This is a genomic window from Caballeronia udeis (assembly GCF_001544555.2).
GTDB lineage: Bacteria > Pseudomonadota > Gammaproteobacteria > Burkholderiales > Burkholderiaceae > Caballeronia > Caballeronia udeis.
The window spans coordinates 1-25,727 of sequence record NZ_FCOK02000043.1; the positions used below are offsets into that span (position 1 = coordinate 1).

At 58.8% G+C, this 25,727-nt stretch carries 18 protein-coding genes and 3 pseudogenes; 7 read left to right on the plus strand and 14 right to left on the minus strand.

Annotated features, from left to right (window positions below):
* Nucleotides 1–181 precede the first annotated feature (181 nt).
* A pseudogene (locus AWB69_RS26400) lies at nucleotides 182–376 on the plus strand (helix-turn-helix domain-containing protein); the annotation flags it as partial.
* Nucleotides 377–441: 65 nt separating this feature from the next.
* Here the strand turns inward: AWB69_RS26400 and AWB69_RS26405 are convergent.
* From AWB69_RS26405 to AWB69_RS26420, 4 genes are all read right to left on the minus strand, one after another.
* Nucleotides 442–1,803: a flavin-containing monooxygenase gene (locus AWB69_RS26405; RefSeq protein WP_231937234.1), complete on the minus strand. Its 1,362-nt coding sequence runs from the start codon at nucleotides 1,801–1,803 to the stop codon at nucleotides 442–444.
* A 118-nt stretch (nucleotides 1,804–1,921) separates the two neighbouring features.
* Nucleotides 1,922–3,013 (minus strand): alkene reductase, encoded by a 1,092-nt coding sequence (locus tag AWB69_RS26410; RefSeq protein ID WP_062089784.1) that lies wholly within the window; start codon nucleotides 3,011–3,013, stop codon nucleotides 1,922–1,924.
* A gap of 311 nt (nucleotides 3,014–3,324) precedes the next feature.
* Nucleotides 3,325–4,203 (minus strand): NmrA family NAD(P)-binding protein, encoded by an 879-nt coding sequence (locus tag AWB69_RS26415; RefSeq protein ID WP_062089785.1) that lies wholly within the window; start codon nucleotides 4,201–4,203, stop codon nucleotides 3,325–3,327.
* A 100-nt stretch (nucleotides 4,204–4,303) separates the two neighbouring features.
* Nucleotides 4,304–5,416 carry an NADH:flavin oxidoreductase/NADH oxidase gene (locus AWB69_RS26420; protein WP_062089786.1) on the minus strand — a complete coding sequence of 371 codons (1,113 nt, stop codon included), beginning with the start codon at nucleotides 5,414–5,416 and terminating at the stop codon, nucleotides 4,304–4,306.
* Between the two features lie 972 nt (nucleotides 5,417–6,388).
* On the opposite strand from AWB69_RS26420, the gene AWB69_RS26425 reads away from it, so the two are divergent.
* Both AWB69_RS26425 and AWB69_RS26430 read left to right on the plus strand, forming a co-directional pair.
* Nucleotides 6,389–7,444, plus strand: a complete 1,056-nt coding sequence (locus AWB69_RS26425; protein ID WP_062089843.1) for a hypothetical protein — start codon at nucleotides 6,389–6,391, stop codon at nucleotides 7,442–7,444.
* Between the two features lie 36 nt (nucleotides 7,445–7,480).
* A pseudogene (locus AWB69_RS26430) lies at nucleotides 7,481–8,065 on the plus strand (oxidoreductase); the annotation flags it as partial.
* Nucleotides 8,066–8,131: 66 nt separating this feature from the next.
* Here AWB69_RS26430 and AWB69_RS26435 read toward each other — a convergent pair.
* Nucleotides 8,132–8,860 carry an isochorismatase family protein gene (locus tag AWB69_RS26435; protein WP_062089844.1) on the minus strand — a complete coding sequence of 243 codons (729 nt, stop codon included), beginning with the start codon at nucleotides 8,858–8,860 and terminating at the stop codon, nucleotides 8,132–8,134.
* A gap of 191 nt (nucleotides 8,861–9,051) precedes the next feature.
* Here AWB69_RS26435 and AWB69_RS26440 point away from each other — a divergent pair, with 191 nt between their 5' ends.
* The gene (locus tag AWB69_RS26440; protein ID WP_062089787.1) at nucleotides 9,052–9,969 is read left to right on the plus strand and encodes a LysR substrate-binding domain-containing protein; all 918 of its coding nucleotides are present in this window, start codon (nucleotides 9,052–9,054) and stop codon (nucleotides 9,967–9,969) included.
* A 211-nt stretch (nucleotides 9,970–10,180) separates the two neighbouring features.
* On the opposite strand, the gene AWB69_RS26445 is transcribed toward AWB69_RS26440, so the two are convergent.
* Nucleotides 10,181–10,705 carry a GntR family transcriptional regulator gene (locus AWB69_RS26445; protein WP_062089788.1) on the minus strand — a complete coding sequence of 175 codons (525 nt, stop codon included), beginning with the start codon at nucleotides 10,703–10,705 and terminating at the stop codon, nucleotides 10,181–10,183.
* A 32-nt stretch (nucleotides 10,706–10,737) separates the two neighbouring features.
* Here AWB69_RS26445 and AWB69_RS46045 point away from each other — a divergent pair.
* A pseudogene (locus AWB69_RS46045) lies at nucleotides 10,738–10,924 on the plus strand (DDE-type integrase/transposase/recombinase); the annotation flags it as partial.
* 374 nt (nucleotides 10,925–11,298) lie between these two features.
* Nucleotides 11,299–11,730 (plus strand): IS5 family transposase, encoded by a 432-nt coding sequence (locus AWB69_RS50870; RefSeq protein WP_063977916.1) that lies wholly within the window; start codon nucleotides 11,299–11,301, stop codon nucleotides 11,728–11,730.
* 309 nt (nucleotides 11,731–12,039) lie between these two features.
* On the opposite strand, the gene AWB69_RS26460 is transcribed toward AWB69_RS50870, so the two are convergent.
* The gene (locus AWB69_RS26460) at nucleotides 12,040–12,963 is read right to left on the minus strand and encodes a class I SAM-dependent methyltransferase (protein WP_062089791.1); all 924 of its coding nucleotides are present in this window, start codon (nucleotides 12,961–12,963) and stop codon (nucleotides 12,040–12,042) included.
* Between the two features lie 498 nt (nucleotides 12,964–13,461).
* Here AWB69_RS26460 and AWB69_RS26465 point away from each other — a divergent pair, with 498 nt between their 5' ends.
* A complete protein-coding gene (locus AWB69_RS26465) occupies nucleotides 13,462–14,745 on the plus strand; it encodes a sensor histidine kinase (protein ID WP_331712696.1) in 1,284 nt (427 codons plus the stop codon).
* A 127-nt stretch (nucleotides 14,746–14,872) separates the two neighbouring features.
* Here AWB69_RS26465 and AWB69_RS26470 read toward each other — a convergent pair whose 3' ends face one another.
* The 7 genes from AWB69_RS26470 to AWB69_RS26500 form a co-directional block, all read right to left on the minus strand.
* Nucleotides 14,873–15,598 (minus strand): MlaA family lipoprotein, encoded by a 726-nt coding sequence (locus tag AWB69_RS26470; protein ID WP_062089793.1) that lies wholly within the window; start codon nucleotides 15,596–15,598, stop codon nucleotides 14,873–14,875.
* Nucleotides 15,599–15,914: 316 nt separating this feature from the next.
* A complete protein-coding gene (locus tag AWB69_RS26475; RefSeq protein WP_062089794.1) occupies nucleotides 15,915–17,231 on the minus strand; it encodes an ATP-binding protein in 1,317 nt (438 codons plus the stop codon).
* A complete protein-coding gene (locus tag AWB69_RS26480) occupies nucleotides 17,207–17,869 on the minus strand; it encodes a response regulator transcription factor (RefSeq protein WP_062089795.1) in 663 nt (220 codons plus the stop codon). Before AWB69_RS26480 ends, AWB69_RS26475 begins: the two co-directional genes overlap by 25 nt.
* Nucleotides 17,870–18,423: 554 nt before the next feature.
* On the minus strand, nucleotides 18,424–19,506 hold the full coding sequence (locus AWB69_RS26485; RefSeq protein WP_063977914.1) for a hypothetical protein: 1,083 nt from the start codon (nucleotides 19,504–19,506) through the stop codon (nucleotides 18,424–18,426).
* Nucleotides 19,507–19,837: 331 nt separating this feature from the next.
* Nucleotides 19,838–22,948, minus strand: coding sequence for an efflux RND transporter permease subunit (locus AWB69_RS26490; protein ID WP_062089797.1), 3,111 nt, complete (start codon nucleotides 22,946–22,948; stop codon nucleotides 19,838–19,840).
* On the minus strand, nucleotides 22,945–24,159 hold the full coding sequence (locus AWB69_RS26495) for an efflux RND transporter periplasmic adaptor subunit (protein ID WP_082913598.1): 1,215 nt from the start codon (nucleotides 24,157–24,159) through the stop codon (nucleotides 22,945–22,947). The genes AWB69_RS26490 and AWB69_RS26495 overlap by 4 nt, the downstream gene beginning before the upstream one ends.
* Entirely contained in the window at nucleotides 24,156–25,649 is a 1,494-nt protein-coding gene (locus tag AWB69_RS26500; RefSeq protein ID WP_062089799.1) for an efflux transporter outer membrane subunit, read from the minus strand. Before AWB69_RS26500 ends, AWB69_RS26495 begins: the two co-directional genes overlap by 4 nt.
* Nucleotides 25,650–25,727: the final 78 nt, after the last annotated feature.

Consider the following 25,727-nt stretch of genomic DNA (forward strand, 5'->3'; position numbering starts at 1 on the left):
CAGGTTAAAAACACCCCAAAACCCGACATCTCTACTTTGCTCACGCTACGACATCTCTACCTGGCCTCGACATTAAATGTCAGGGCTTTTTAGAAATGTCCGCTTTTAGCTAGATTCAAATGTCCGCTTTCGGGCGGCTTAAGCTTAGCCGGCGTCGATTCCCACGGCGTCGGGGGCTACGATGACGGCGACGGACAGAATCACCATGACGATGCGCGAGTTGGACCGGTTCAAAGTGATTCAGTCCGTGGTCGAGGGGCTGCTCAAGCCGTGGCGTGCCGCCGAGCGACTGTCGTTGACGACCCGTCAGGTTCGACGCCTGGCAGCGCGTCTACGCGAGCAAGGACCGCCTGGGTTGATCTCGGGCCGATGTGCCTAAGTGAGCTGATCCAGATCGACGGCAGCGATCATCGCTGGTTCGAAGACCGTGCACTGACCTGCTCACCGAGCCGGCTTCCGGCGCATATCGGCGTTCATCTGGGCCGCATAGGTACGAAAATCGACCTCGAGCACGTACCGGTCCGCATCAAGATAAGTCTGCCTCTGATATTGCTTGTGCTGTTCCACTTCGCGTACCTGCACCTCGTGCTCAGGCAGTGCGATATCGCCAGAGAGCACCGCGGCCAGCCAGCGCCCCTGGATCTCCACCAGTGGAATTGTCGGCCCCACTGGCTGTACCAGTCCGGCGAAGATCAAGCCGGGATGCTTGAGCGAGACCATGCGACGATACAGATTCGTCGTGTCCGTTTCTGCATCGAACGTGTTTCTGTCGAGAAACGGAAAGGTAGTTTTGTAGCCGGTCGCAAAGACGACCGCGTCGAATACCTGCCGGCTGCCGTCCTCGAATGCGATTTCGTTGCCGTCCATACGGCTGATATTGGGCTTCATGGAAATCCAGCCGTGCCCAAGATACGGCAACAGTTCCTGGCTGAGCGTGGCGTGCTCGCGCCACATGGGATGTTCCGGTCTTTTCAGGCCGAACCGCCTCTGGTCCCCGACGCCAAGCCGGATCAGTTTCGACATGATCTTTCGTGTCAGCGGTGTCGGCAGGCGCAGGCGCCTGGACAAAAACCTCGACCATTGATCGACCGGATAGCCCATCAGATATTTCGGCATGATCCAGGCGCTACGACGAGTGGACATCGTCACGCTCCGCGCGCGGCGCGCGAGATCGACCGCAATGTCGACTGCGGAGTTCCCGAGACCGACAACCAGCACCGACTTGCCTTCGAAGGGTGCGGCGGTCCGGTAATAGTGCGAGTGAGTCGTCTCGCCACGGAATTCGCCGGGGAACACCGGTGTGCGAGGATCCCAAAGGTGGCCGTTGGCGACAACGACGTTACCGTAATTCCGGATCTCCCCAGTCGACAGATGGACATTCCAGCGTCCATCCGGCGCCTGCCTCACCGCCTCGACCACGGTTCCGAACGTCACCCGTTCCCTGACCTCGAAGTGATTCGCGTAATTCTCCAGATATTCCAGAAATTTGGCATGCGACAGAAAGTCGGGCATGTCATCGGGAATGGGGAAATCCGAGTACCCCAGATTTTTGCGGCTAGTATCGATATGCAGGCTCGCATAGGCCGACGACTGCCCGTTGTCGTTCTCGTAACGCCACATCCCCCCGATGTCCGAACCTTTCTCGAAGCAGTCGAAGACAACGCCGCGCTGGTGCAGGGCCTTTGCCACCGTCATACCGGACGAGCCCGCACCGATCACGCAAACGTCGGGGACGACGCCACGCGCTGGATCTGTCGTGGCTGCCGCCCTTAGCGGAAGATCGTTAGCTTGCAAACGGAGCACATTGCTCTCCCATTCCGTGCGTGATTGCGGTGCGCCGGCTACCCGGAACCAGACCACGTTCGTTCTTCCGCTGCTCCCGGACTGCTTGATGAACCGGAGGCGGCAGTCTCACGAGTCACTACGATTCATAGACCGGATAGTCGGCGTAACCTTTGTCGCCACCGTAGTAAAAGGTGGTGCGATCATAGGAATTGAGCGGAAGGCTGCGACGCAGTCTCTCGGGAAAATCGGGATTAGCGAGAAAATGCCGCCCGAACGCGACAAGGTCCGCGTCACCCTTTTCCAGAATGCTTTCGGCGCCTGCGCCATCGAAACCGCCTGCGGCGATAACGGGTCCCCCGAACAGCGGGCGGAGCAAGCCAGCCGCTACGGGCGGCTTGTCGTCATCTGAAACATTACCCGTGACCCGCGGTTCAATGACATGCAGATAAGCCAATCCAAAAGGCGCGAGCGCTCGCGCCACATAGGGAAACGTGACCTCAGGTGCGCTGTCCCCCATACCGCCGAACCTGTTGCCGGGACCCACGCGAACACCGACCCGGTCGCCGCCCCACACCGATTTCACCACTTCAACCACGTCAAGAAGAAAACGGGCCCGATTTTCAACGGAACCACCATACGCATCCTCACGCCGATTGGAATTGTCCTGGAGAAACTGATCGATCAGGTAACCGTTGGCGCCATGTATCTCGACACCATCGAAGCCGGCCTCTTTCGCGCGCTCCGCTGCCCTGCGGTATTCACCGACGAGGCCCGGTATTTCCGACAACTCAATCGCCCTTGGCATTGAGCCTGTCACGGGACCACTCGGCAGCAGCGCTCGAACATCAGCTTGAATGGCAGAGGGTGCAACGGGAGCCTGGCCGTTCGGCTGGAGGTCGACGTGCGACTGCCGGCCGACGTGCCAAAGCTGGAGCACGATGCTGGCGCCTTTCGCATGCGCCGCGTCTACGACCTTCCGCCATCCTGCGACCTGTGCGTCGGTGACGATGCCTGGCGAAGCGTATCCGCCGTTTCCGGTCGCCGATATGAAGGTCGCCTCGGTGATCAATAGGCCACCCTCTGACGCACGCTGTCCGTAATACGTCGCCATCAGGTCATTGGGCGCATTGCCCGGCAGAGCCGCGCGCATCCGCGTGAGCGGAGCCAGAACGACACGGTGGGAAAGATCAATTGCGCCGATCCGTATGGGTGAAAATAGCTTCGACATTTAAGCACCTGTAGTGACCACATTGACTGATGAAATTGCTTGCGCTTCGCGCTCCGAAACTCCCCGACAGCGATCTCTTGCAAGGCATTCACGGCGGGTTGTCGGATATCATTTAGAACGTCGGTGACTGTGACAACCGTGACGCTCAAATCCAGTCCTCACGTATAAGCTCCCAAAGACTTCCAATCATGGAACTACTCAATTTGTAAGTAATGCTATCTAAATATTTGACTGAATTCTAAGTGAGGCTGGCGTGCAGGAGAAAGACTTTGCAAGCATTGGGACATGCTCAACAGGCATGAACAAACCGGCTAATAATCGAAGTCTGCTCGATGACGCTGAGCAAACTCGGCCCATGTGGTGCCGGGGCGGCGGAGGATTTTTTGCATGATGCTAAACGGGGCCCCTGGTTCCGGTTCTCTGCCGGCCGTGTATGCCGCATAGTTCTCGTACGCGGAGTGCATGTACGCGCCATCGGCACCGACCGCCACTGCCTTCTCGAGAAACTCGGTCGCTGGCCGTGGTTCATAGGTGAAAGGCTTTCCGAGTACGGTTGAGAGTTCGGCGGCGACTTCCGAAAACGTCTTGACGTCCGATGCGAGCCGATAGGTAGCACCAGCATGTTCGGACCAGTTGACGATGCACGTTCTTGCCACTTCAGCGACGTCGTCGCAGTCCACCCAGCTAATACGAGCATCTCCCACATAATGCTGGATCACACCGCCGTCGACGGCACGGGTTCCGCCATATCCAAGCAGATTTTGCATATAGATGTCGGGACGCAGGTGCGTAAACGAAAAACCTGACCATTCGATATATCGCTCAACGAATTGCTGCCATCCCCAATGGGCAACCATGGTGTCGTCGTCCCCGCACGCGCCAAGATGGACGATGTGCTTTACGCCCTCAATTTTGGCGATATTCAGAAACGCTTTGCTTTGCCTGAACATATCGACGGTGTATCCCGTCATCATGAAAACGATGTCAATATCCTGCATGGCGGGCCTCAGCGTTTCTATCCGATCAAAATCAAGGTGAACCAGCGGAACGTCCAGATATGACGCTTTTTGCCGAGAGCGGACTCCTGCGATAACGTCGATGCTCACTTCATTCCGCAAGCGAGAAACAAGAGCGGAGCCAACTTTTCCAGTGGCGCCCGTTACCAGAACTCTAGGGAGAGCATTGTTCATGTCGATCCTCAGCGGTACCAGAAACTTAACTTGAACCACCGGTCCGCAAACGCACCCAGGCAAGGTTTGATTCCCACTGCGACACAACCCTCAATCACAATTACCGGGCGCCTTGCACGATTTTTCCAAAGACATCGGCGTGCTCTCGGGGAGGTGCACGCCAGTATTGCGGCGGCGCATCCACCGTTGCTCCGAGTTCTGCCGCTGCGTGCCAGCCCCAACGCGGGTCGTACAGCATCGCCCGCGCAATTGCGACGAAGTCCGCCTGGCCATTTTTTATGATTTCATCTGCCTGTCCAGCTTCGGTGATGAGGCCCACCGCCGTTGTATTAACGCCAGTGGCTTCTTTGATTGCTGCTGCAAATGGGACCTGATAACCCGCGGCGGGAGAAATCTTCTGAAGGGGCGAAATGCCACCCGAAGACGCGACGATCCAGTCGACGTCCCGCTTCTTGAGTTCGCGGGCGAGAGCAATAGTCTGCTCAATGTCCCAGCCGCCCTCCACCCAATCGGATGCGGATACCTTGATGCCTACCGGCTTGTCTGCTGGAAACACTGCCCGGACAGCATCGAAAATCTCGAGCGGATACCGCTGACGATTCTGGAGGGATCCGCCATATTCATCTGTGCGTTGATTCGAGACAGGTGACATGAACTGGTGTAGCAGGTACCCATGGCCTCCATGAAGTTCGATGCCGTCGACCCCGAGGCGAGCAGCCCTTTTTGCGGCCGCAACGAATGCTTCGCGGATGCGCTCCAAACCTGCCGGGTCCAGTTTGGTCGGTGCAGCCTCTCCCTCCTTTTGCGGCACTGCAGAGGGCGCAAATGTTTTCCATCCCCCTTCCGAAGGAGGAATTAAGTGCCCGTTTCGCCAGGGCTTGTCGCTTGACGCCTTGCGACCCGCGTGCGCAAGCTGGAGAGTAATAAAAATATCTGAATGCGCCCGGACCGTATCAAGCACTGTCTTGAGCGCGGCCTCTGTCGCGTCGTTCCAAAGACCCAGATCTCCCGGGGTGATTCGCCCTTCCGGTTCGACTGCCGTGGATTCAATGCAGAGCATTGCGGCTCCCGACAAGGCAAGTGTTGCGAGATGAACTTCGTGCCATTTGTTAGCCAGTCCGTCTTCGGCGGAATACTGGCACATTGGAGAGACGATGATGCGGTTCGGTAGCGAAGCGCGACGAAGCGCGATGGGCGAGAACAGTGCGCTCATAGGATATTCCCTGCATATAGATTAGTAGTACGACTAAAACTATATGAATTGCAATCGGTTGATGAACTTTCAGATGCCTGATACTGACAATATCGGGTCTGCTTCGAACGCCAATCCCTGAGATACGTCCCTTTCAAGACATCAAACCAAGGGGATTGAAGTAGCCTGGGGTCCGACTGTATGCCTCGAACACGAAGATGACCAAGACTTTCGAGGCTTCGCCCCATGCTTCCCAGGTATGTGGTCAAGTTCCATTCGTTGCCACCGAGTGGCTCTGGCGTACCGACACGACTCATCGCAGCGGACTGAATGGTCATCGTCGCGAAGCGCTGCGGGGCTGCACCAAGCATAACCGCGTCACCCGCGCGGCCGGCCTTTTGGGGGATTGGCTAAGAACGCCGAGATTTGGGAAGCGAGGCGGCCGCGCAAACTATTACGCTGAACGACGCTCGAACCGGGTAGCAAGAGCGCAGCCAGACACCTGTCTGGATCAAGCAGGTGCGATACCGGCCGCATCTGCCCTGGCGACGCCGGCCGTCCCAGAACACAGTCGGTTCCAGACTGTGCCCAGAGGCGAAACACAAGCCATGGCGACACCTTTTCGGTGCTTCCCTTGGTAAGCCGGCGCTATTTTCACTATCTCGGGAGGCTGCGCTAGTAACGGATCGTAACCGTTGCGGGCTGCGCGGTAACGCGGAGCAAGACGCGTGAAACTACACTACCGGCTGTCCAACGGGCCGTTTTCCCGATATCCGCGCTCGCACTATCGTCTTTAACACTGCCCCCATAGCAGCCTGCAGATTCCGCGTGCACGGGGACTGGAAGCAATTGGCGATGCCGACGCTGCACACATAAACCGACCTTCCCTCTGGACTCTGGAGAAAGCCAATGACGCAGCAATCTGGAATTGCCCCGGGCGCCGCCGACGATAACGGACACACATCCGTAAAACCTGCCGTTCAGGATGCCGTCATGCAGGAGAAAGGACAGTCACGCGGTATTTTCCTGCACACCGGCTGGAGAAGCGCGGGAACCTGGGTGTGGTCTCGCTTTCGGGTGTTGCAGACCGTGACGGCATTCTATGAGCCGCTTCATCCGATACTCGGTGATCTGAGAGCGGCCGATATCCCCGCCTTGGCGCCGACCTGGACCTCAGGTCACCCGACACTCACTGCGCCGTACTTCACCGAATATCGGCCGTTCATCCAGGACAACTTGTACGGTGTGACCGGATATCGGAAGAGCTTTAGTACGGATCGCTTCGGGCCCGTGCCGGACGCCGCCTTTCCAGCATTGCAGGCGTACTTGAAAAATCTCTGTGACCAGACGACGAATCAGGGCAAAACACCTGTCTTCAAATTTTGTCGTTCCCTCGGCCGCTTGACGTGGTTCAAGGGTGCCTTTCCTGAGGTAATGCATGCGGTCGTTCTGCGAAATCCCGCATCGCAGTTCGCCTCCGGATGGTTGCTCCATCAGCAATGGAGCAACCCGTTCTTTGTTGCTGCTCCATTCCGCGTGTTGGGCCTCAATCAGGCCGAGCCCATCGTCAGGCAGGTCATTGATGTATGCGGCGTTCGCTTGTTGCCTGCTCCCGTTACCGCGATCGACGAGTATGCGGCGGCCTGCGAGCAGTATGTGCGTACGGTCGACGGCGACAATGCCTATCGGGCATTTTTAGCGCTGTGGATTCTCTGCGCGTTGCGCTCGGCCGACGACGCGGATCTGCTGGTCGATCTCGATCGGCTAGGGCAATCTCCCGAATACGCCTCGGAATTGCGCGCGCAAGTTCGAGCGCAGGTCGGTATAACGCCGGGCTTTAACGGTGCCAGAGATCTGGTGGCGGAGACGAGGCGCAATGCTGCGCGAATGAAGGGAATCGACAGACGCTTGATCCGGCCCATTAACGCCTCTGCATTGAACTTCATTGCATCACAGAAGGGTTCGATGAGATCAACGACCAACTTCATCGAGATCATTAAAGAGAAGCTCGCGCTTGCCAGCGAGCTATCGGAACAGTGGCGCTACTGAGAGGCTTGCCCCGAGACACGCGGCGACAACGGCTGGGAAGCGCAGTTTGCGATCAACCATCTTGGCCACCACGCACTCGTCAACCGGCTGTGGCCCGTCCTCGCACATGGTAACGGCGCGCGCGTGATCGCCGTGTCGTCACTCGGACACCGACGCACGCCAATACGCTGGGATGACGTGCAGTTCACGCGAAGCTACGACAAGTGGCTCGCGTACGGACAATCGAAAACCGCCAACGCGCTCTTCGCAGTGCAACTCGACGAGTTCGGCGTACGAGATGGCGTACGCGTCTTTTCTGTGCATCCGGGGAAAATCGCGACGCCGTTACTCCGACATATGACACATGCAGAGAAGATGGCGGCCGGCTGGATCGACGAGCACGGTACGCTGGTCGATCCGACTTTCAAAACGCCTGCGCAGGGCGCGGCGACTCAGGTGTGGGCGGCGACATCGCCACACCTTGCGGGGCTCGGCGGTCTCTACTGCGAGGATTGTGATGTGGCGCTGGTGTCCACTGGCGATGCAGATTCTGGCGTACGCCAACATGCAATCGATCCTGAGCAGGATGAGCGCCTCTGGAAACTGTCAACGGAGCTGACAGGTGTCGACGCATTCGCATAGCGTGTTTGAACTACTGAATTGTTCGGACGAGGACGCTGTTCGCCCTCGCCGACTCGGGTTGTTGTGTCACTTGCCCGAAGCATTCTTGAGTTGCCACACCAGGTTGGCGAACGGCATATCGAGATCGGCATACACCTGCTGCGCCTTCGGATCGTCGTTGCCATGCAGCATCTCCACACCCGCCGTGGCGTAGTCGGTCACCGGAATGCCTGCACCCGCCAGGCGCTGCAGCCCCACCGTACGCTTGGCATCACTAAACGTACCTGACGCGTCGAGCACCACACGGGGATCGTAGCCCGCGGCCTTGAGCGACAGCGCCGGGAACGTGGCACACACCTCCAGCGAGACACCGGCGATCAGGACCTGTTTGCGGCCAGTCTTCTCGATCGCCGCCCGCACATTCGGATCGTCCCAAGCATTGATCGAGGTCCGGCTGATCACAGGGACACCGGGAAGCGCCGCAGTCAGCTCAGGGATGGTGGGACCCCACATGCCGTCGGGCATCGTCGCGGTGACAATGACCGGGATACCGAGCGTCTTCGCGGTTTTGGCCAGTGCCACCACGTTATGCCTGAGCTCACCGGTATCGATGTCGCGCACGCCGGTGAACAAGCCAACCTGATGGTCAACCAGCACGAGCACCGTGTTGTCTCGCGACAGCAGCGAGTACGGCGCGCCCGAAGGGGCGACCGCGTTTGTCGCAGGGGCCGCGCTGGCCGTCCGGATCGTGGCGGCAGAGGCGGAGACAATGGCCAGGGGGAGAACCACAGCTTTCAGGAGATGATGGATTTTCATGGTCTTTATCAGCGTTCGAATGGGATACGGCGGCGGACTTCGGGACGTCCCGCCGGACCGCCCGGTGCACATCTGCGCCGGGTTGAGATGAATCATATTTGCGCAACGACAATCGATAAATATGGTATTTCTCAACTTATCGTTGCCCACCGGAAACGATAAAAACCAAACAAGAGCGAACTGGACGTCCGATGAACCCCGTATCTTCTGACCTGAACGACCTCTATCTTTTTGCTCAGGTGATTGAGCATCGCGGTTTTACCGCCGCGGGAGAGGCGCTCGGCATAAGCAAATCCCATATCTCCCGCCGGATCACCGGTCTGGAAGCCAAGCTCGGCGTTCGACTACTTCACCGAACCTCACGCCGACTGGGTCTGACCGACGCAGGAGAAGAGCTGTACACGCATTGCCGGGCCATGATTGCCGAAGCACAGGCTGGTGAAGAAGCCGTTCGGCGCCGGACTGCCGAGCCCACGGGACTGGTGCGGGCCAGCATGTCCGTCGCGATTACAGACGTCGTGCTGGCTAAGTTGCTGCCCCGTTTCATGTTGCGTTACCCGAAGGTCCGACTGGCAATCGAGGCAAGTAACCGACAGGTTGACCTTGTCGAAGAACATGTCGATGTAGTGATACGCGGTCTCAGTTTTGACGTGGAGCTTTCCAGCCTGGTCCAGGCCCCGCTGGGCACTGCGCGCTGGGGCCTGGTGGCCAGCCCCGCGTATCTGGCGAGGATCGGAGTGATTGGTGCACCGGATGCGCTACCTCACGACGATCTGTTGATCTACGAGTCGATCAGTAAGCCGGTGACCGTATTGCGCCTGATCGGCGCGAATGGCGATGTTTCCACACAGACGATTCAGCCCCGCCTGCAGAGCGACAATATCGCGGCGTTGAAGGAAGCCGCGTTGGCAGGATTGGGCATCGCGAGCCTGCCTCTCTATGCATGCACGCGCGAAATCGAAGTGGGGACTTTGTGCGTCGTACTGCCGGAGTTTCGTTCCAGGGAGGGTCGTCTGGCCGTGCTGTTCCCGACGCGTCGCGGAATGATGCCCGCGGTACGCGCCTTCGTCGATTTCCTGAAGGACGAACTGCCGCCACTGCTGGGGTGACACTGTCGGCTCACCTTCCCTTGTGGTGCAGCGATCGATTCTCTGACGACCCGATGCGGACGACGACGATCGGCATCGGGTAACCGAGGCCGCGTTGAGACTCAACTGGTAGCAAGATGACTGTCAATCCAAGGTCTGCATCAAGAGCCCATGAGTGATATCGACAGCCATGATCACTTCCAGGGTCAGCCACCTTAGGCTTCGTCGCGTTTCAATGGGCGCTTCGCTCGAGGAACGTCATTACCCGGTCCGCTGTCTCTTTTATTTGCTCTGAAATCAGTTGCGCGGCCAGATCCACGTTCCCCTTACGCAAAGCTTTTGTTATCTGCAAATGAGAGTCGTCCCAATGCGTGCTTAGACCAACACTGGTCCAGGCGGGTAGCAAATAGCGATTGATACTCACGTACAAGATATCAATTTGAGCTTGAGCCCGAGGCCGCTGCGCCCTCGAATAAAGCATGCGGTGGAACTCCCAGTGCTCCTTTGCATGCGACGCGGGACTGTCTTCAGGTTCGCTCAACGCCAGCATCTGCTCGGCCACATCAAGGTCTGCATCGGTCAAGTTTGGCGCCGAACAACGTATGAGGTACGGCTCAAGCATCAACCGCAGATCCGTGATTTCCACAAAATCGTCAATCGATAGGGGCGCCACGACGACCCCTTTGTTGCGCTCATTTATCAGAAGACCTTCAGCCGTAAGCCGCTTGAGTGCTTCCCGAACCGGGACCGCCTTCAAGATCGTCCCTCGGCAAGAATGTGAAGATCCGCGCCGACTGGAAATACCTCTATCGCGCAGTGGACAAGGCCGGTCGGGCGGTTGATTTTCGGTTGCGAGCAAGGCGGCGGCGAGTCGCTACTTCGAAAAGGCCATTACCAGAATGGCGCGCCGGAGACGGTCACCATGGATAAAAGCGGGGCCAATCGGGCTGCCCTTCAGAGCATCAATGCCGAGTGGTAAACGTCCATCAAGATCCGGCAGGTCAAGGGAGCGCTCGCCGCAACGGCGACCGCTTGGTGTTGCACAACGCAAGCGGTAGTTGTCATGCGGCTTCTTGTCATTTTCTTTAACGCGCGATGGCGCTTGGTCGGCCAGCATCGGACGCTCCCTAAGTCTGTCCTAAGGGACTTGTTCTACTAATGAACAGTGCGGCTTCTGTACGCTCTCGCGGACCGCATAGTAAGCAAACTGCATCACTAGTTGTGAACAAAGTGTTGGCTAATAGCCGCGATGACTTGAGGCTGCGCGCCAAGCTGACCTTTCAGTTAAGTTACTCACGTCAAATCGTTATTTAAAAAGAGACCGGGTTCTGGATTTTTCCCATGGGAACTATGTTTGAAGATCTGATAGACGATGATTTCTGGGCCCTTATTGAACCATTGATTCCTACGCGACCGTTGTCCGAGCGCCGGAGCGCCGGGCGTCCCCGGGCACCGGACCGCGCAGTATTTTGCGGCATTGTGTTTGTGCTGCGATCGGGTATCTCGTGGCCCCTGCTTCCTAAAAACCTCGGCTATGGAACTGGCCAGATTTGCTGCCGGCGGTTGCTCGAGTGGCAAGAGGAAGGTGTGTGGCCAAGTCTTCAAAGAGTGCTCGTCGACGAATTGCAGCGTCGCGGCAATGCTGATGTGGCGAACGCGATCGTGGACAGTTTGTCGGTCCGTGCCGTGTTGTCAGGAAACAAATCTGCGGGGACTCTAAGAGCTAGCAAGCTTGTCAGCAAAGCCAGCGCTGACAGAAAACGGGCGACGCTCCGAGTCTGATAAGCGATTAAAAGGCCGGCTGCTTTTCGTCATGGAGCCGGACTCGCCTATCTCGATTGCTGAGCCAAAAGCAGTTCTGCGTTTCGAGCGCCGGCGTGGGTGAAAACCACAGGTTGATCGCACACCCTCCACGACCCATTGTCCGTGCCTTCGCCAGTAATGTCTGGCTAGTCGAGTCGAGGACCGTTCGAGGATTTCGCACAATCTGAACGCGCCGAACGCCAATCACATTGCTTAGGATATCAAACCTCGTGCAACAAGAACCCTGACGTACGAAATTCCAGGATATATCGACACCACGGGTTGCAATTACGAAAGCGGCTTCCGAGCCGTGAGATACGCTATCCGGTCCGCGGTAACGAACTGCCGTGCCTCTACCCTTGGACGAAAGATCGCCTCGAACAATTCACGCTCTTCAGTGGAGAAGCGTTCCGCGAGAATGCGGCCGAGTGGCGGTGCCCAGGGGTGAGGCGAACTGCCCAGAAATACCTCCCACGAGTGCACAGTCGACGGGAAAACATCAACGTGAAACTCCATGTGGATATCAGTGAACCCGACGTCCAGCGCGAAGCGAACCAAATCGCGTTCACTGAAATTTGTGAGAGGATTGCTGGCAATTCTTTCTTCCGTGTCGGGAAACTGTGCGCCTTTCCAACGACTGAGAAGAGGAAAGAAGCGATCGTCCAATCCCGGGGGCTGAGCGTCTACCAATTGTTTTAATGAGGCAGCTTCAAACGCATCGTCTCGAAGGATGGGTTCGCCGATCGACAGTCGTCCTCCAGGCTTAAGAACACGGAGGAACTCACGAAGTGCTTCCACCTTATCTGGAACGTAGGCAAGCACCGCGCGCGTGGTAACAACGTCGACGGACACGTCGTGGATGTCCTTTAACGCGCCCGCCGGACATTCAATAAATCTGCACTGGCTCTGAACATTCCTTTGAATCGCCAGCGCTTCAACATGACGCAGTAACGGTGCCGATATATCAGTGAGGATAACGCGAAGTGATGGGCCGATTGTGTCTATGGCCCGAAAAGCCATCAGTCCGTCGCCCGTCCCTATGTCGACTAGTGTCATCCCGGCAGAAAGTCGGGCACCGTCCAGAACTCGATCTGCGATTGGGTCAATCGCGGCGCGCAACATCTGTTCGTATTCGGGATCGTTACCAAAGCGCGTGTGCAAGAGCCATTCAGACCAGACATCCGTTTGAGATTCGTTTGGCTCGGTGTTCATTTATGGCAGACATCTCAGGGCAGAAATTGGTGTCGAGCCGCCAGCCGCAAGGTTGCGTAGAGGTGGTTGGAGCAACACGCGCGGCTCGAATCAGAAACTTCTGCGGATCCAGTCGCGCAGTAAGCAAACAGACGATAAGGTCAGTGTCTTAGCTGACGCTTAGGGACCTGCGAGGAACGTGCGAGGGACGTGCGGTTTCGACCACTTATGCGTCAATCAGGACGTGTTTCATTGCCGATTTGACCCTGCATTTTTATCGCGAGAAAACCGAACCTCCACCATTTCTCCTTCTTTTGTTCACTCTCGGTGCGCATTGATCGACTACGATCTGAGTCTAATGATCGGGATCATCCAACCCGATCTATCTGCGCTCAGTCACTCCAGGCCGCGCTCACAGCGTTTGCAGTCGACCACCCCCTATACGACATGCTTGATCATTGGATTCGCAGTTTGTCCGCACGCCTGTGGGTTACCAGCGTTGCTGCGCTCGCGGTCTGCATGAGTCTGCTGGCCGCCCTGGTCGTCTACGCGTTCAGCCACTTTCCCGAGCAGACGATTGGGCGACATGAACAAATAGAAAGAGCTGAGGATGTCGTGAAGGGGCTTGGTTTTGACAACGCCGGCCGTCCAGTCTCGGTACAGCCTTCCGAGCAAACGGCGTGGCTGTTCAAGGTGGTGTCCAGTGAACTGAAGTATCGTGTACTCGACGAGCAGGGAAGCGTGTTGCTCGCATCGGGTGACGCACAGGACCGTACCCCCTGGATTGCCGGGGATCCTTTTCAAGCCGCCGGCAAGATCGAGCAGGTAGCGATCGGCAGTAGACCGTTTGACGTCGTAACGCTTCAGGTTCCGCACGGGCATGACGTGTTCTATGCCCAATCCGCAATGAGTGCGCGCTTGATCGACGCCATGATTGGCGCAAAGGTCAAACAGATTCCGGCCATCGTCAAGATTACGATCTTTGCTGCAACGATCATCTTTGGGTTGACGCTGACCGTAACCTTGCATCGGGCACTCAGGCCGCTCAGGGAGGCATCGGGCGCCGCCGCGCTGATCACACCGCACAACTTGACCGCGCGCCTTTCGCCCAAGGGCGTTCCCAGTGAGATCAAGCCGCTCCTCAACGCCTTCAACGAAGCGCTTGGCAGACTTGAAAACGGTTTCTCTGTCCAGCAACAATTTCTTGCGTCAGCCGCACACGAACTTCAAACGCCGCTCACATTGATCCGCGGTCAGATTGAGCTGGAGCCAGAAATCAAGCATAGAGAACTGCTATTTCGCGAGGTCGATCTGATGGCCCGGCAAGTTCGGCAGTTGTTGCATCTCGCCGAAGTCAGCGAACCGCAGAACCTCAGCTTTGGCGAGGTCGATAGCGTTGACGTTGCGCGGGACGTCGTGGCGTATCTGTCACGCAAGGCCGACCGGGAGCAAGTGAAAATCCGACTTCAGGTTCCGGTTGCGCCTGCGTCGATCTGGGCAGATAGGAGCGCGCTGTTTATCCTGCTCAAGAATATTGTCGAGAATGCGATTAATGCTTCGCCACCCAATAGCGTCGTATCGCTGATCGTCGACAATGCCTCGATTCAGGTCCAGGACCAGGGGCCCGGCATCAACCAGGACCACCTTCCGTTCCTTTTCAAGCGGTACTGGCGCGCTCCGGATAGCAGTCACGACGGTGCGGGACTAGGACTGGCTATCTGCAAGGAAATTGCCACTGCTCACGAATGGCAGCTGACAGTGAGCAGCCTGATTTCAGGAACCAGATTTACTGTATGGCTTTAAATGCGCGTAACGCTATTGATGTACTGAGCTTCATGGCATCCGTTCCCGCCGTCCGTTGAACACAAGGTCATGTTCAATGCATTCGACCTACCCGTTACTTACCTGTCCGACGTTTTTAAGGGCACTCCTATGGAGCGGCATCCGTGTAGACGGGAAGCTTTTCAGCATCGTCCGGCCTCGGGGAGGAAAGCGCCTTGCGCCGACGCAGATAAAGATCACGTGTGAATGAATACTGGTCGAGGGCAGCTTGCGAGAGTAAGTTGGTGGCGCCCAACAAATCGGCGCGCTCGCTCACGAAATGCACACCGGTAACGGATGCTTGCACCGCGAACGGCGCTGCCGAGAACGGGGTGAGCACGCTTGAGACCGCGACATTGCTGACGTCACGCACGCTGCTCGGGCCAAACAGCGGCAGCACGAGGTAAGGGCCAATCGGCACGCCATAGTGCGCGAGCGTGAGTCCGAAATCCTGATGGTGCTTAGGCAGGCCTGCCGGGGTTGCAAAGTCGATGAACCCGGCAATACCAAACGTCGAGTTGAACGCGAAGCGCATCAGGTCTTCGGTGGCGTCGGTTGGTTTCAACTGCAGCGTGTCGTTAGCGAAGTTGCCGATGTCACCCAGGTTCGAAAAGAAATTGCTAACAGCGGTCCGGACAGGCGACGGCAGGACCTTCTGATAAGCGGTCGCCGCGGGCTTGGCGACGTACTTGTCGAGCTTGCCATTAAAGGAGTAGATCGTACGGTTCATTGGCTCGAGCGGATCGCCGGCCGTGCGCTGTGGGCCGGTCGCGCATCCACAAAGCAGGATCGACGCAGCGATCGTCGCGAGCGCGCTGCTGCAGCGGTAGTTCATGGGGAACTCCTGGAAGACGTTGACGAAGACAGGACGCGATGCCCCGGATGAGTGGAACTCCAGCATCGAAATCATCATCGGCCACGGCGACTTACTGTTTACTTACCGGGATGTCGAAAGACCAGGCCCTCTCGCACCCCGTGAGGTCATTGCAAACTGTAAGTACCGGAGACGCGGACACCACGCCCGCACTGTCGTTTGGTTTTGCTATCGCACATCATGTGCTGGGCGTGTCGCCCTCCTGCGCGATCGAAGGATCAGTGAGCTGTTTTCGGCCTCGCGCTCGTCGATCCAACGCTAATCGCCGCACGACTATTCAAAACGTCACGGTCACGCGCAAGCCGGTTTGACCGGCGGTGGCCAATGCTATTTTCGCGCCCACTTTCGTCGCGATCGATTGCACGATCGACAATCCAAGGCCGGAGCCGCTTTGATCGGTACCAAGCACACGATAAAACCGGTCAAACACGCGCTCTCGTTCGCTTTCCGGTATGCCCGGCCCCGTATCATCGACTTGAATCTCCGTCGCTCCTCGAGCCGTTATAACTTTCAAATCGACCTGTCCACCGGTTGGCGTGTATCGGATCGCGTTGTCGACGAGATTCTTGACCAGCGTCACCAGGTCGGTCTCGCCGACTGAAACGAAGGCATCATGGTCTCCCTCTACGCCGAGGTCCACCCCCTTCTGCTCAGCCAGTGGCAACAGGTCTTCAATCACCTGCCTGAATACTTTCCTTATCGAAGTTTTTGCCGAAAACTGATCACCGCCATCCTGAACCCGAGCTAATGTCAGGAGCTGTTCCTGGAGTGCACGCGTACGTGCTAGTCCACCGCGCAGCGTGTCAAGGCGTTCACGTGCCTGCTGCGGCATCTCCGACGCGCTCAATCGTTCCGCCTGTAGGGACAGCGCAGTAAGGGGCGAACGGAGTTCGTGGGCGGCATCTGCAACGAAGCGCCTTTGTAACGCGGCAGACTCTGAAACACGAAGGAGCAATCCGTCAATTGCCTTGACGAACGGCAGGATCTCACCAGGTATATTCCCTTTGAACGGATAGCCGAGCGCGGAGATGTCGTGCTCTGAGCGTTCATCGAGTTCGGCCGATAGTTGCATCAACGGCCTGAACGTCCGCCGCATCAAAAAAGCGACTATCGCGAGCAACACGGGAACCAGAACCGCGAAAGGGATCAGAGTGGCGAGCGCATTGTTGCGAGCGATCTCGGTCCGGTCCGCGGTTTCTTGTGCAACCACAATCCGTGTAATCGAATTGAGCGGCCTCACCAAAAGCCTCCAGCGCTCGTCCCCAATGCTGATCGTGTGGAGACCATCTGGCATTGACCTGGGAATGCTGAAAGGGTCCTGCTCAGCGGTTAAAGTCTTCACGACGATTTTTGCACGAGGTTCGCTGTCGGGGATGTACCGCTGCGATCCGGCCTCCATAGCTGGCAGGTTACTCGCCGTGATCAGGGAAGCGACCTGCTTCAGTTGGCTGTCCTGCAGCTGATTGGCTTCATGCAATGCCAGGCTATAGGACAAGCAGGCACCGAGAACGGCGAGGATGACAATCGCAATGGCGAGCCAGACCGACAGCCGAACGCGCAGTGACTGGCTTAGTGCTCCTTGGAAACCAACCATCCCACGCCTCTGACATTTTTGATCGCGTCGGCACCTAGCTTTTTGCGAATCGAATGGATAATGAATTCAACAACGTTGCTTTCGACTTCTTCGTTCCAACCATAAAGACGCTCCTCTATCTCCGAGCGTGACAGGATCGCGCCGGGTCGCATCATAAGCGCATGCAACAACGCGAATTCCTTGCCGGATAAGCGCGTATGCAGGTCGTCCCGGCTTGCTTCACGAGTGGCCGGGTCGAGACTGATGACCCCATTTGTCATCACGGGGGTTGCGAAACCGCCGCGCCGGCGCACCGCCGCTCGAATCCTCGCCAACACTTCTGCCATCTCAAAGGGCTTCAGTATGTAGTCGTCCGCGCCTTCGTCAAGTCCTTCGACACGGTCCCCGACAGCATCGCGCGCGGTCACAATCAAGATGGGTACCTGAGTGTTCCGTACGCGGATCTCGCGCAAAACGGCAGTCCCGCTTTTTTTGGGCAGGCCTAGGTCCAGCAGTACCAGGTCGTAGGTGTGGGTTCGAAATCCAGATAGCGCGGACTCGCCATCGAGCGTCCAGTCAACGCCGTAACCAGCATCTCTAAGAGCCGCCTGCATGGATTCCCCTATCATCCTGTCGTCCTCGACAAGCAGCACTCTCATGTGTTGACGTCCTTGGATGGGGCAACTGGTGTTCAAGAACCGACGCCCGTTGCACTGCTTTTTTCAACCGATGAGAACGGGAAAGCAGTCTGCGAGGATACGACGCGTGTAGGAAGGAATCGTCCAGCGTTGGGAGGACGTCTACTTCGCGATATTGACTTCACGCCAGGTTTGAGCAAAAGCGACGACGCTTGCAAAAAGGCGCGAATGAGAACGGTATGCATGAGCGGACATGAGGGGTTAAACCGCCGCTGACGGAATTGATAAGCTATGACAGGTATGGACCAGGCTCCGCATGCCGGTGCAACCGATTCCAGAAAACTGCGTCCTGTGCACGACTACGCAAGCACCAGGTATTCGTCCACCCGGAAACGGGGTGGACGAATGCTTCTTACGTGCGATTGGCTTGAGTCTGCCAAAGTCTGTCTGCCAAAAAGTCTGCCAAAAACCTGTTTGCGGAAGAGCTTCCCATACAAGACTTAGGAAACACTTAGAGCTGCGATGATGACCTTATTGACCTACGGTTGCTCTTCGCTGGCCGGTAACGGTCCCGCTTAGTCCCCGACGAAGATCAATCCATGCGGCGCTCCCATACCGGTGAACACCGGCGTCATCGCTCCCGTCGACGTGTTCACCTGCAAGACCGTGCCTTGGCCTGCGCTGTATGCGGTGCCGGCAGTGAAGCCAGGGGTTGCGTCGATGCGATAGATCAACTGCGCCTGATTGTCCGCCAGCAACATGAACGAATTGCCTGACGGCGCCCAGCGCGTGTCATCGACCGGCCATCCGTTGCCGTACAGCGTCAGCGGCAGGACGCTGACCGATTGATTCGCACCCGGGTTGGCGATGAACACCAGCTCCGAATCCTGCTGGCTATCCACAACCAGATTGCCGCTCGGATCGATCGCCATCGAATCCGGGTCGGTCATGTTGAGCGTTACTTGCGTATTGGTGGGGATATTCGTCGCCATTGCGTTACCCATCAGCGCAGGCGTCAGATGGAACGTTTGATGATCCGGATTCAGCGTCACGCTATAGAGCGACGGCACCGAGCTCACGCCGTTGGGCGCTGTCGCCGTCGCGGCACCCAAAGCGGGATTGGAGGCGGCCGCATACACGACGCCATTAAGCATTTTCATGTCATCCAGACCCCCGCCGTGTATTGGCGTAGCGTCAGGAGTGAGCGTTTGCTGCGTATTGGCCGTCGTGTCGATCACGATCAGCATGGGGTTCGCGTCTTCGTTGGTGCTCACCCACACGGTGTGCGAATCGAACTCCATCAGCCCGTCCGGGTGCCCCGGCACGTTGAAGGTCCGGACGACATTCCCGTTCATATCGTATTCGATCACTTCGCTTTGCGGCGAGGTCCCTGCGACGGCTGTGCCATCCGGATTGTTATTGTTGTCCTGAGCAATGGCGAAGATGTTGCTGCCGTGCAAGAGAAGGTCATCGGGGCGCAACTTGCCGGGAACCTGCGCAAACACGGAGATCTTGTAGCCCGGGAGCGCCGCGGCCACCGACGCTGGAACCGCAATCGCGGGTGTTGAACTCGGGGGCGTCGAGTTGCTACTGCCACCACCGCATGCAGCAAGCGTGGAAACGAGGCCAGCCACGCAAGCAAGTTTTTTAGGAGTCATGTGAGCTCAATGTCGGTAACGGGAAGTCCATTACCATATATTTCCATATTGAATGCATGATGACAGTCAGACTCCGTATTGCCGACGGCCTGCCGACTATATGCCTACATCGCGGAAAATTCAGCCTTGGAGACATCAATCGGAATCCTAGTTAATGGACGAGCAGAAGCGACTATCGAGCTGCGATATGCGCCCACGCGTTGGGTGTGCACAAACCGCTTGACAAGTCAGGTGCGGTTCCTGGTCCACTCGTGCTGCACGATTTATCCAAGGTAACCCGCCGCAGTACCCTACCCGGTCACTGACAAGCCCGGCGGGTGTAGCACATCCACTATTGAACCGGCGTGCGCTCCGTCGCCACCCCGCTCTCGCGCTTCCGGTCGATCCAGTGAGCGAGCCGGTCGAACCAGAGGTGCACTACCGGCGTGGTGAACAGTGTGAGCATCTGCGAGAGGATCAAGCCGCCGACAATGGCAATGCCGAGCGGCACTCGCAACTCCGCGCCCGCGCCATGCCCCAGCGCCAGCGGCAAAGCGCCGAACAACGCAGCCAGCGTCGTCATCATGATCGGCCGGAACCGCAGCACGCAAGCCTGGCGGATTGCATCGTGGGGAGACAAACCCTGCTCCCGTTCAGCGACCAGCGCGAAGTCAATCATCATGATCGCGTTCTTCTTCACGATCCCGATCAGCAGGATGATGCCGATCATGCCCATGATCGACAGATCCTGGCCGCATAACATAAGCGCGAGCAGCGCGCCCACGCCCGCGGACGGCAACGTCGAAATGATGGTCAGCGGATGAATGGCGCTTTCGTACAAGATCCCAAGTATCAGGTACACCACCACGAGCGCGGCAGCGATCAGGTAAGGCTCGCTTTTCAGCGACGCCTGGAACGCCTGCGCTGTTCCCTGGAACGTGCTGGTAAGCGAATCCGGCTTGGCCGCCGCCACTTCCGCTCGATGAATCGCGTTCACGGCATTGCCCAGCGACTGCCCCGAAGCGAGATTGAACGAGATGGTCACCGAGGGAAACAAGCCCTGATGGTTGACCGAAATCGGCGATACGGTGTTCTCGACTTTCGCGAGCGTGTTCAGCGGCACAAGCGAATTGGTGAGCGGCGAACGCACGTACAAGTGAGCGAGCGCATCGGCTGTCAGCTGAAACTTCGGATCCACTTCTTCTATGACGTGATACTGGTTGAGCTGCGTGAACAGCGTCGCGATCTGGCGCTGGCCAAAGGCGTCGTAGAGCGTGTCGTCGATCGCTTGCGCCGTGATGCCGAAACGCGATGCGGTGCTGCGATCGATCACCAGATTCGCGCTGGTCGCCGACGCCTGCTGGTCCGAGGTGACATCGGTCAGTTCCGGCAACGCCGACAGACGTCGTGTCATCAACTGCGCCCAATGATTCAGCAAGTTGACGTCGGGTGCCTGCAGCGTGTACTGATATTGCGCGGCACTGATCCGGCCGCCCACCTGGATATCCTGGCGGACCTGCATGGCGATCGAAATGCCGATCACCTTGGCAAGCTTCGGTTTCAGGCGGTTCAGCACTTTTCCGGCACTGTCCGTGCGCTGCCCGAACGGCTTCAGGTTGATCATCATGCGACCCTGGCTCACGGTCGGATTCGCACCCATCCAGTAGTAGACGTTATCGACGGCGGGATCGGCCTCGATGATAGACCCAAGCTGCTGCATCTTCGTCGCCATCGACTGCGGCGAGATGTCGGGCGCCGCTTGCGCCACGCCCATGATCAGCCCGGAATCCTCCTGCGGGAAGAAACCCTTCGGAATCGCGATGAAGAGTCCAACCGTTGCAATGACCGTTGCAACCGTCACACCGAGCATGATCTTCTGATGGCGAAGCACCCAATCGAGCCCATGTTCATAACGCCGCTCGGTCCACGTAAAAACCCGCTCGAGCCACACTTCCAGCTTGCGCGCCCGGCCGCGGTCCGTGCCGGGCGCACGGATGAGCCAGCCGCACAGCATTGGCGTCACCGTCAGCGACACCACCGCCGACATCAGGATCGCCGCGCTCACCGTCACGGCAAACTCGCGGAACAGCCGCCCGACAATGCCGCCCATCAGCAGGATCGGGATAAACACGGCGATCAGCGAAATCGTCATGGAGATGATCGTGAAGCGGACTTCGCGCGCACCCAGCAAAGCGGCCTGCATTCGAGGCACGCCTTCCTCGATGTGGCGCATCACGTTCTCGATCACGACAATCGCATCGTCAACCACAAAGCCCACCGCGATGGTCAGCCCCATCAGCGAAAGATTGTCGAGGCTATAGCCAAGCAAGTACATCACGCCGAAGGTCGCGACCAGCGAAAGCGGTATCGTCAGGCTCGGGATCACAGTCGCCCACAGGTTGCGCAGGAACGAGAAGATCACCATCACGACGAGTCCAACCGTCAGCATCAGCGTGAACTGCACGTCGTGGACGGACGCATTGATCGTCTGGGTCCGGTCGCCCACCACATGCAGATGCGCAGCGGCCGGCAGCGTCGCTTCGAGCGCGGGCAACGCTGTCTTGATGTTGGCAATAGTCTGGACTACGTTGTATCCCGGCTGCTTGTGCACGTCCAGGATGATCGAGCGTTCATGCTGCAGCCACGCGGCCTCTTGCGTGTCTTCGGACGCGCTGATGACCGTGCCCAGGTCCTGCACGCGAACAGGCGCGCCGTTCTTGTAGGCCACTACGAGGTCGCGGTATCCATCGACGGTGGTGAGCTGGTCCGTCGCGTTGAATACGACCGAGCGGTCAGGACCGTTGAGGCTCCCCTTGGGCGCGTTGACTGTCTGCAGACCCACGATCGAACGCACGTCTTCCAGCGTGAGGCCGCGTGCCGCGAGCTTGTCGGGGTCCAGCTGGATACGCACGGCCGGACGCTGCTGTCCATGGAAGTCGACGAGACCGACGCCCGGCATCTGCGAGATCTGCTGCGCCAGATAATCTTCCGCGTAACCGTCGAGCTGGGTGAGCGTCAGCGAAGGCGATGTCAGCGCGAGCGACAGCAAGGTGAAGTCGGCGGGGTTGACCTTCTCGTACGTAGGCGGGTTCGGCAGGTTCTTCGGCAGCGTGCCGCCGGCCGCGTTGATCGCCGTCTGCACGTCTTGCGCCGCCCCGTTGATGTCGCGGGTCAGATCGAACTGGACGGCAATATTCGTCGTGCCGAGCGAACTCGACGAGGTCATCTGCGTGATGCCGGCAATCAGCGACAGTTGCCTTTCAAGGGGCGTCGCTACCGACGTCGCCATGGTCTCCGCGCTCGCGCCCGGCAACTTCGCGACAATCTGGATGGTCGGGAAGTCGACCTGCGGCAACGGCGCGACCGGCAACAGGAAGTAGGCGACCGCGCCGACCAGCAGCACCGCGATAGCCAGAAAACTCGTCGCAATACGGCGCTGGATGAAACGTTCGAGAAGGCTCATGACGGATCGCCCACGGTGCCGCTGTTGGCGGCGTCAGCGGCCGTGTCGGGCGTCGCGGCTACCACCTTCGCCGCTACCAGCGCGCCGGGATTCAGACGGCTCTGGCCATCGAACACGATCAGGTCCGCCGCCGTGGCACCACCGCGAATTTCCGTCATGCCGTCCACGCTGACGCCGACCTGCACCGGCCGCAACTGCGCCCGCCCGTTCTGACCCACCGTGTAGAGCTGCGAGCCGTTCTGTGTATTCACCACTGCGCGGCTGGGCACGGCCAGGCGTTGTTTATCCGTGCGGATCAGCACGCGCGCGTTGACCAGTTCGCCCGGCCAGAGCTTGCGGTCCTGGTTCGTGAACGATGCCTTGAGCTTGATCTGGCCGGTGGTGGCATCGACCAGACTATCGATGAAAACCAGTGATCCCGAAGCGAGCTCTGTACCTCCCGAACGCGTGGTGACATCCACCGGCAGCGGTGCTTTCGCCTGTCCCGCGAGCAGGTCGGTCAAGCCGTCCTGCGGCACGGAGAACAGTACCTCGATCGGCTCCATCTGCGTGACGGTGACGATGCCGGTCGTATCTGCCGGATGCACGATCGCACCAAGGTCGGCCTCACGCGCGCCGACGCGGCCCATGAATGGCGCGTACAGCGTCGTGAAGCCGAGTTGCAGACGGTCGCTCTGGACCAGCGCGGCATCGGCTGCGACGCTCGCCGCGAACGACTCGACCTGCGACTTCGCGGTGTCCACGCTCTGCGTTGTCGCCGCCCCGATGCCCACCAGCTTCGAGAAGCGCGCGAGATCCAGGCGGGCATTGTCGAGGCTCGCCTGATCCTTGCGCTGCGCGGCTTCAGCCTGCCGCAATTGCGCGGTGAGCGGACCCTGGTCCAGTTGCGCGAGGAGCTGGCCCGCCTTCACATCCTGCCCTTCCGTGAAGGCAACGCGCGCGAGTTGCCCGTCGACCCGTACTTTCACATCGACTGTGTTGAGCGCCTGGACCGTTCCCACCGCCGCGAGGCGAATCGGGAAGTCAAGCAAGGTGGCATGACCGGCGTTGACCGGAACGGCGGCAGCCGGCGCGCTGACCGGGTGTTTCGGCCATAGCCACCAGCCGAGCAGCGCGAGAAGGACAAGCATCGCCAGGATAAACGGTGCACGCATGGACCGTTTATCGTGACCGCGAGGCTCCGGCTGAAGAGGAATGTCTTCTTGTTTCATGAGTTGCCAGGATTCGATTGGGAACTTGATGGAGACGGCTCGCGTGCGGAATCGGTGACGCCGAAACCACCGCCGAAAGCACGGAACAAACCCACCGACGCTTGCAGCCGTAAGAGCCGTGCCTGCACCAGCGTGTCCTCTGCCTGGTACAGCGTGCGCTGTGCATCGAGTACGGTCAGGAAGTCGACCGTGCCGAACTTGTACTGCGCCTCGGCGAGCGTCGCGGCCTGGCGCGCTGCGTCGGCGGCGGTTTGGTCGAAGGCTTCCGCAAGCTGCTGTTGCTGCGCGGCCGTCAACGAATCTTCAACGTCCTGCAGCGCGGTCACGATCGTCTGCCGGTAGTCCGCCACGCCTTTGGTCACGGCCGCCTGATTGGCATGAAGCTGGCCATGCAACGCGCCGCCATCGAAGATTGGTGCAGCAAGGCCGGCCACGATGCTGGCAAACGGGCTCGTCAGGAAATGCGACAGCGAACCGCTGCTCAAACCGCCATCGGCCGTGAGCAGGAGGGTCGGAAAGTACGCCGCGCGTGCCGCGCCGACGCTGTAGTTCGCAGACTGCAGGGTCGCTTCCTTCGAGCGGATATCGGGGCGTGCTTCCAGCAGGCTCGACGGCAAGTCGGGCCGCACCGCCGGGATTGGAATGGCGCTCAGCTGCACCTCGCCCACGTTCATTTGCTCGGGCGCACTGCCTGTGAGCACAGCCAGCGAATGCAGGCTTTGATCGAGTTGCTGCTGCAAGACCGGCACGTTCGCCTGGAACGTGGCCAGCGCATTGCGCTGCTGCTGGATCTGCAACTCCGTCGCCACGCCGGCCCCCTTCTGCGCGATGAGCAACTGAAGAATGTGGTCGGCGTCGGTGGAAATGGTGCGTGCGAGCATCACCCGGCGCCGCAGGGACTGGATCTGGAAGTACGTGTCGGCAACCGATGCGGTCAGCGTCAGCGCGACCGTATCGCGGTCGAATTCCGATGCCCGCGCGAGCAGCATCGCGGCGTTGGCGTTCGCCGCGTTCAGTCCCCAGAAATCGACTTCATAGCTGGCCTCGAGAAAGACGCTCTGGCTCTTTCCTGTCGAGCCCTTTTGGCCGCCGGCGCCGCCCTGATGGCTGCGGTCGTAGGTTGCCCCAAGCGTCAACGACGGATACAGCGGCGCGCCGGCTTTCTCTGCATTGCCGCGCGCTTCTTCGACGGTCGCCACCGCCGACGCCAGGGAGAAGTTGTTCCGCAAGCTCCGCTCGACCAGCGCGTTAAGCGCGGGATCTTGATACGCGCGCCACCATTCGCTTCGAACCGGCGTGGTGCCGGCGAGCGAGGTTGACGCGGCGCCGTCGAAGCGTTGGGCAAGCGGTGCATCGGGGCGCTTGTACGCGGGCACGAGCGAACAGCCCGAAAACAGCAGTGCCAGTACCAGTACGGCCGCGCAGGCCGGACGCACCGGTTCGGCGCGGCAAAATGCGGGCAACAGCGCCGAACGAGGCGGTTCGGACATGGAGTAGTGTCTCTCGCAACAATGAAGTCGCAAGCATAGTGAGACCGTCCTGTCCGCTCTTTCGCGCGATGATTAAAA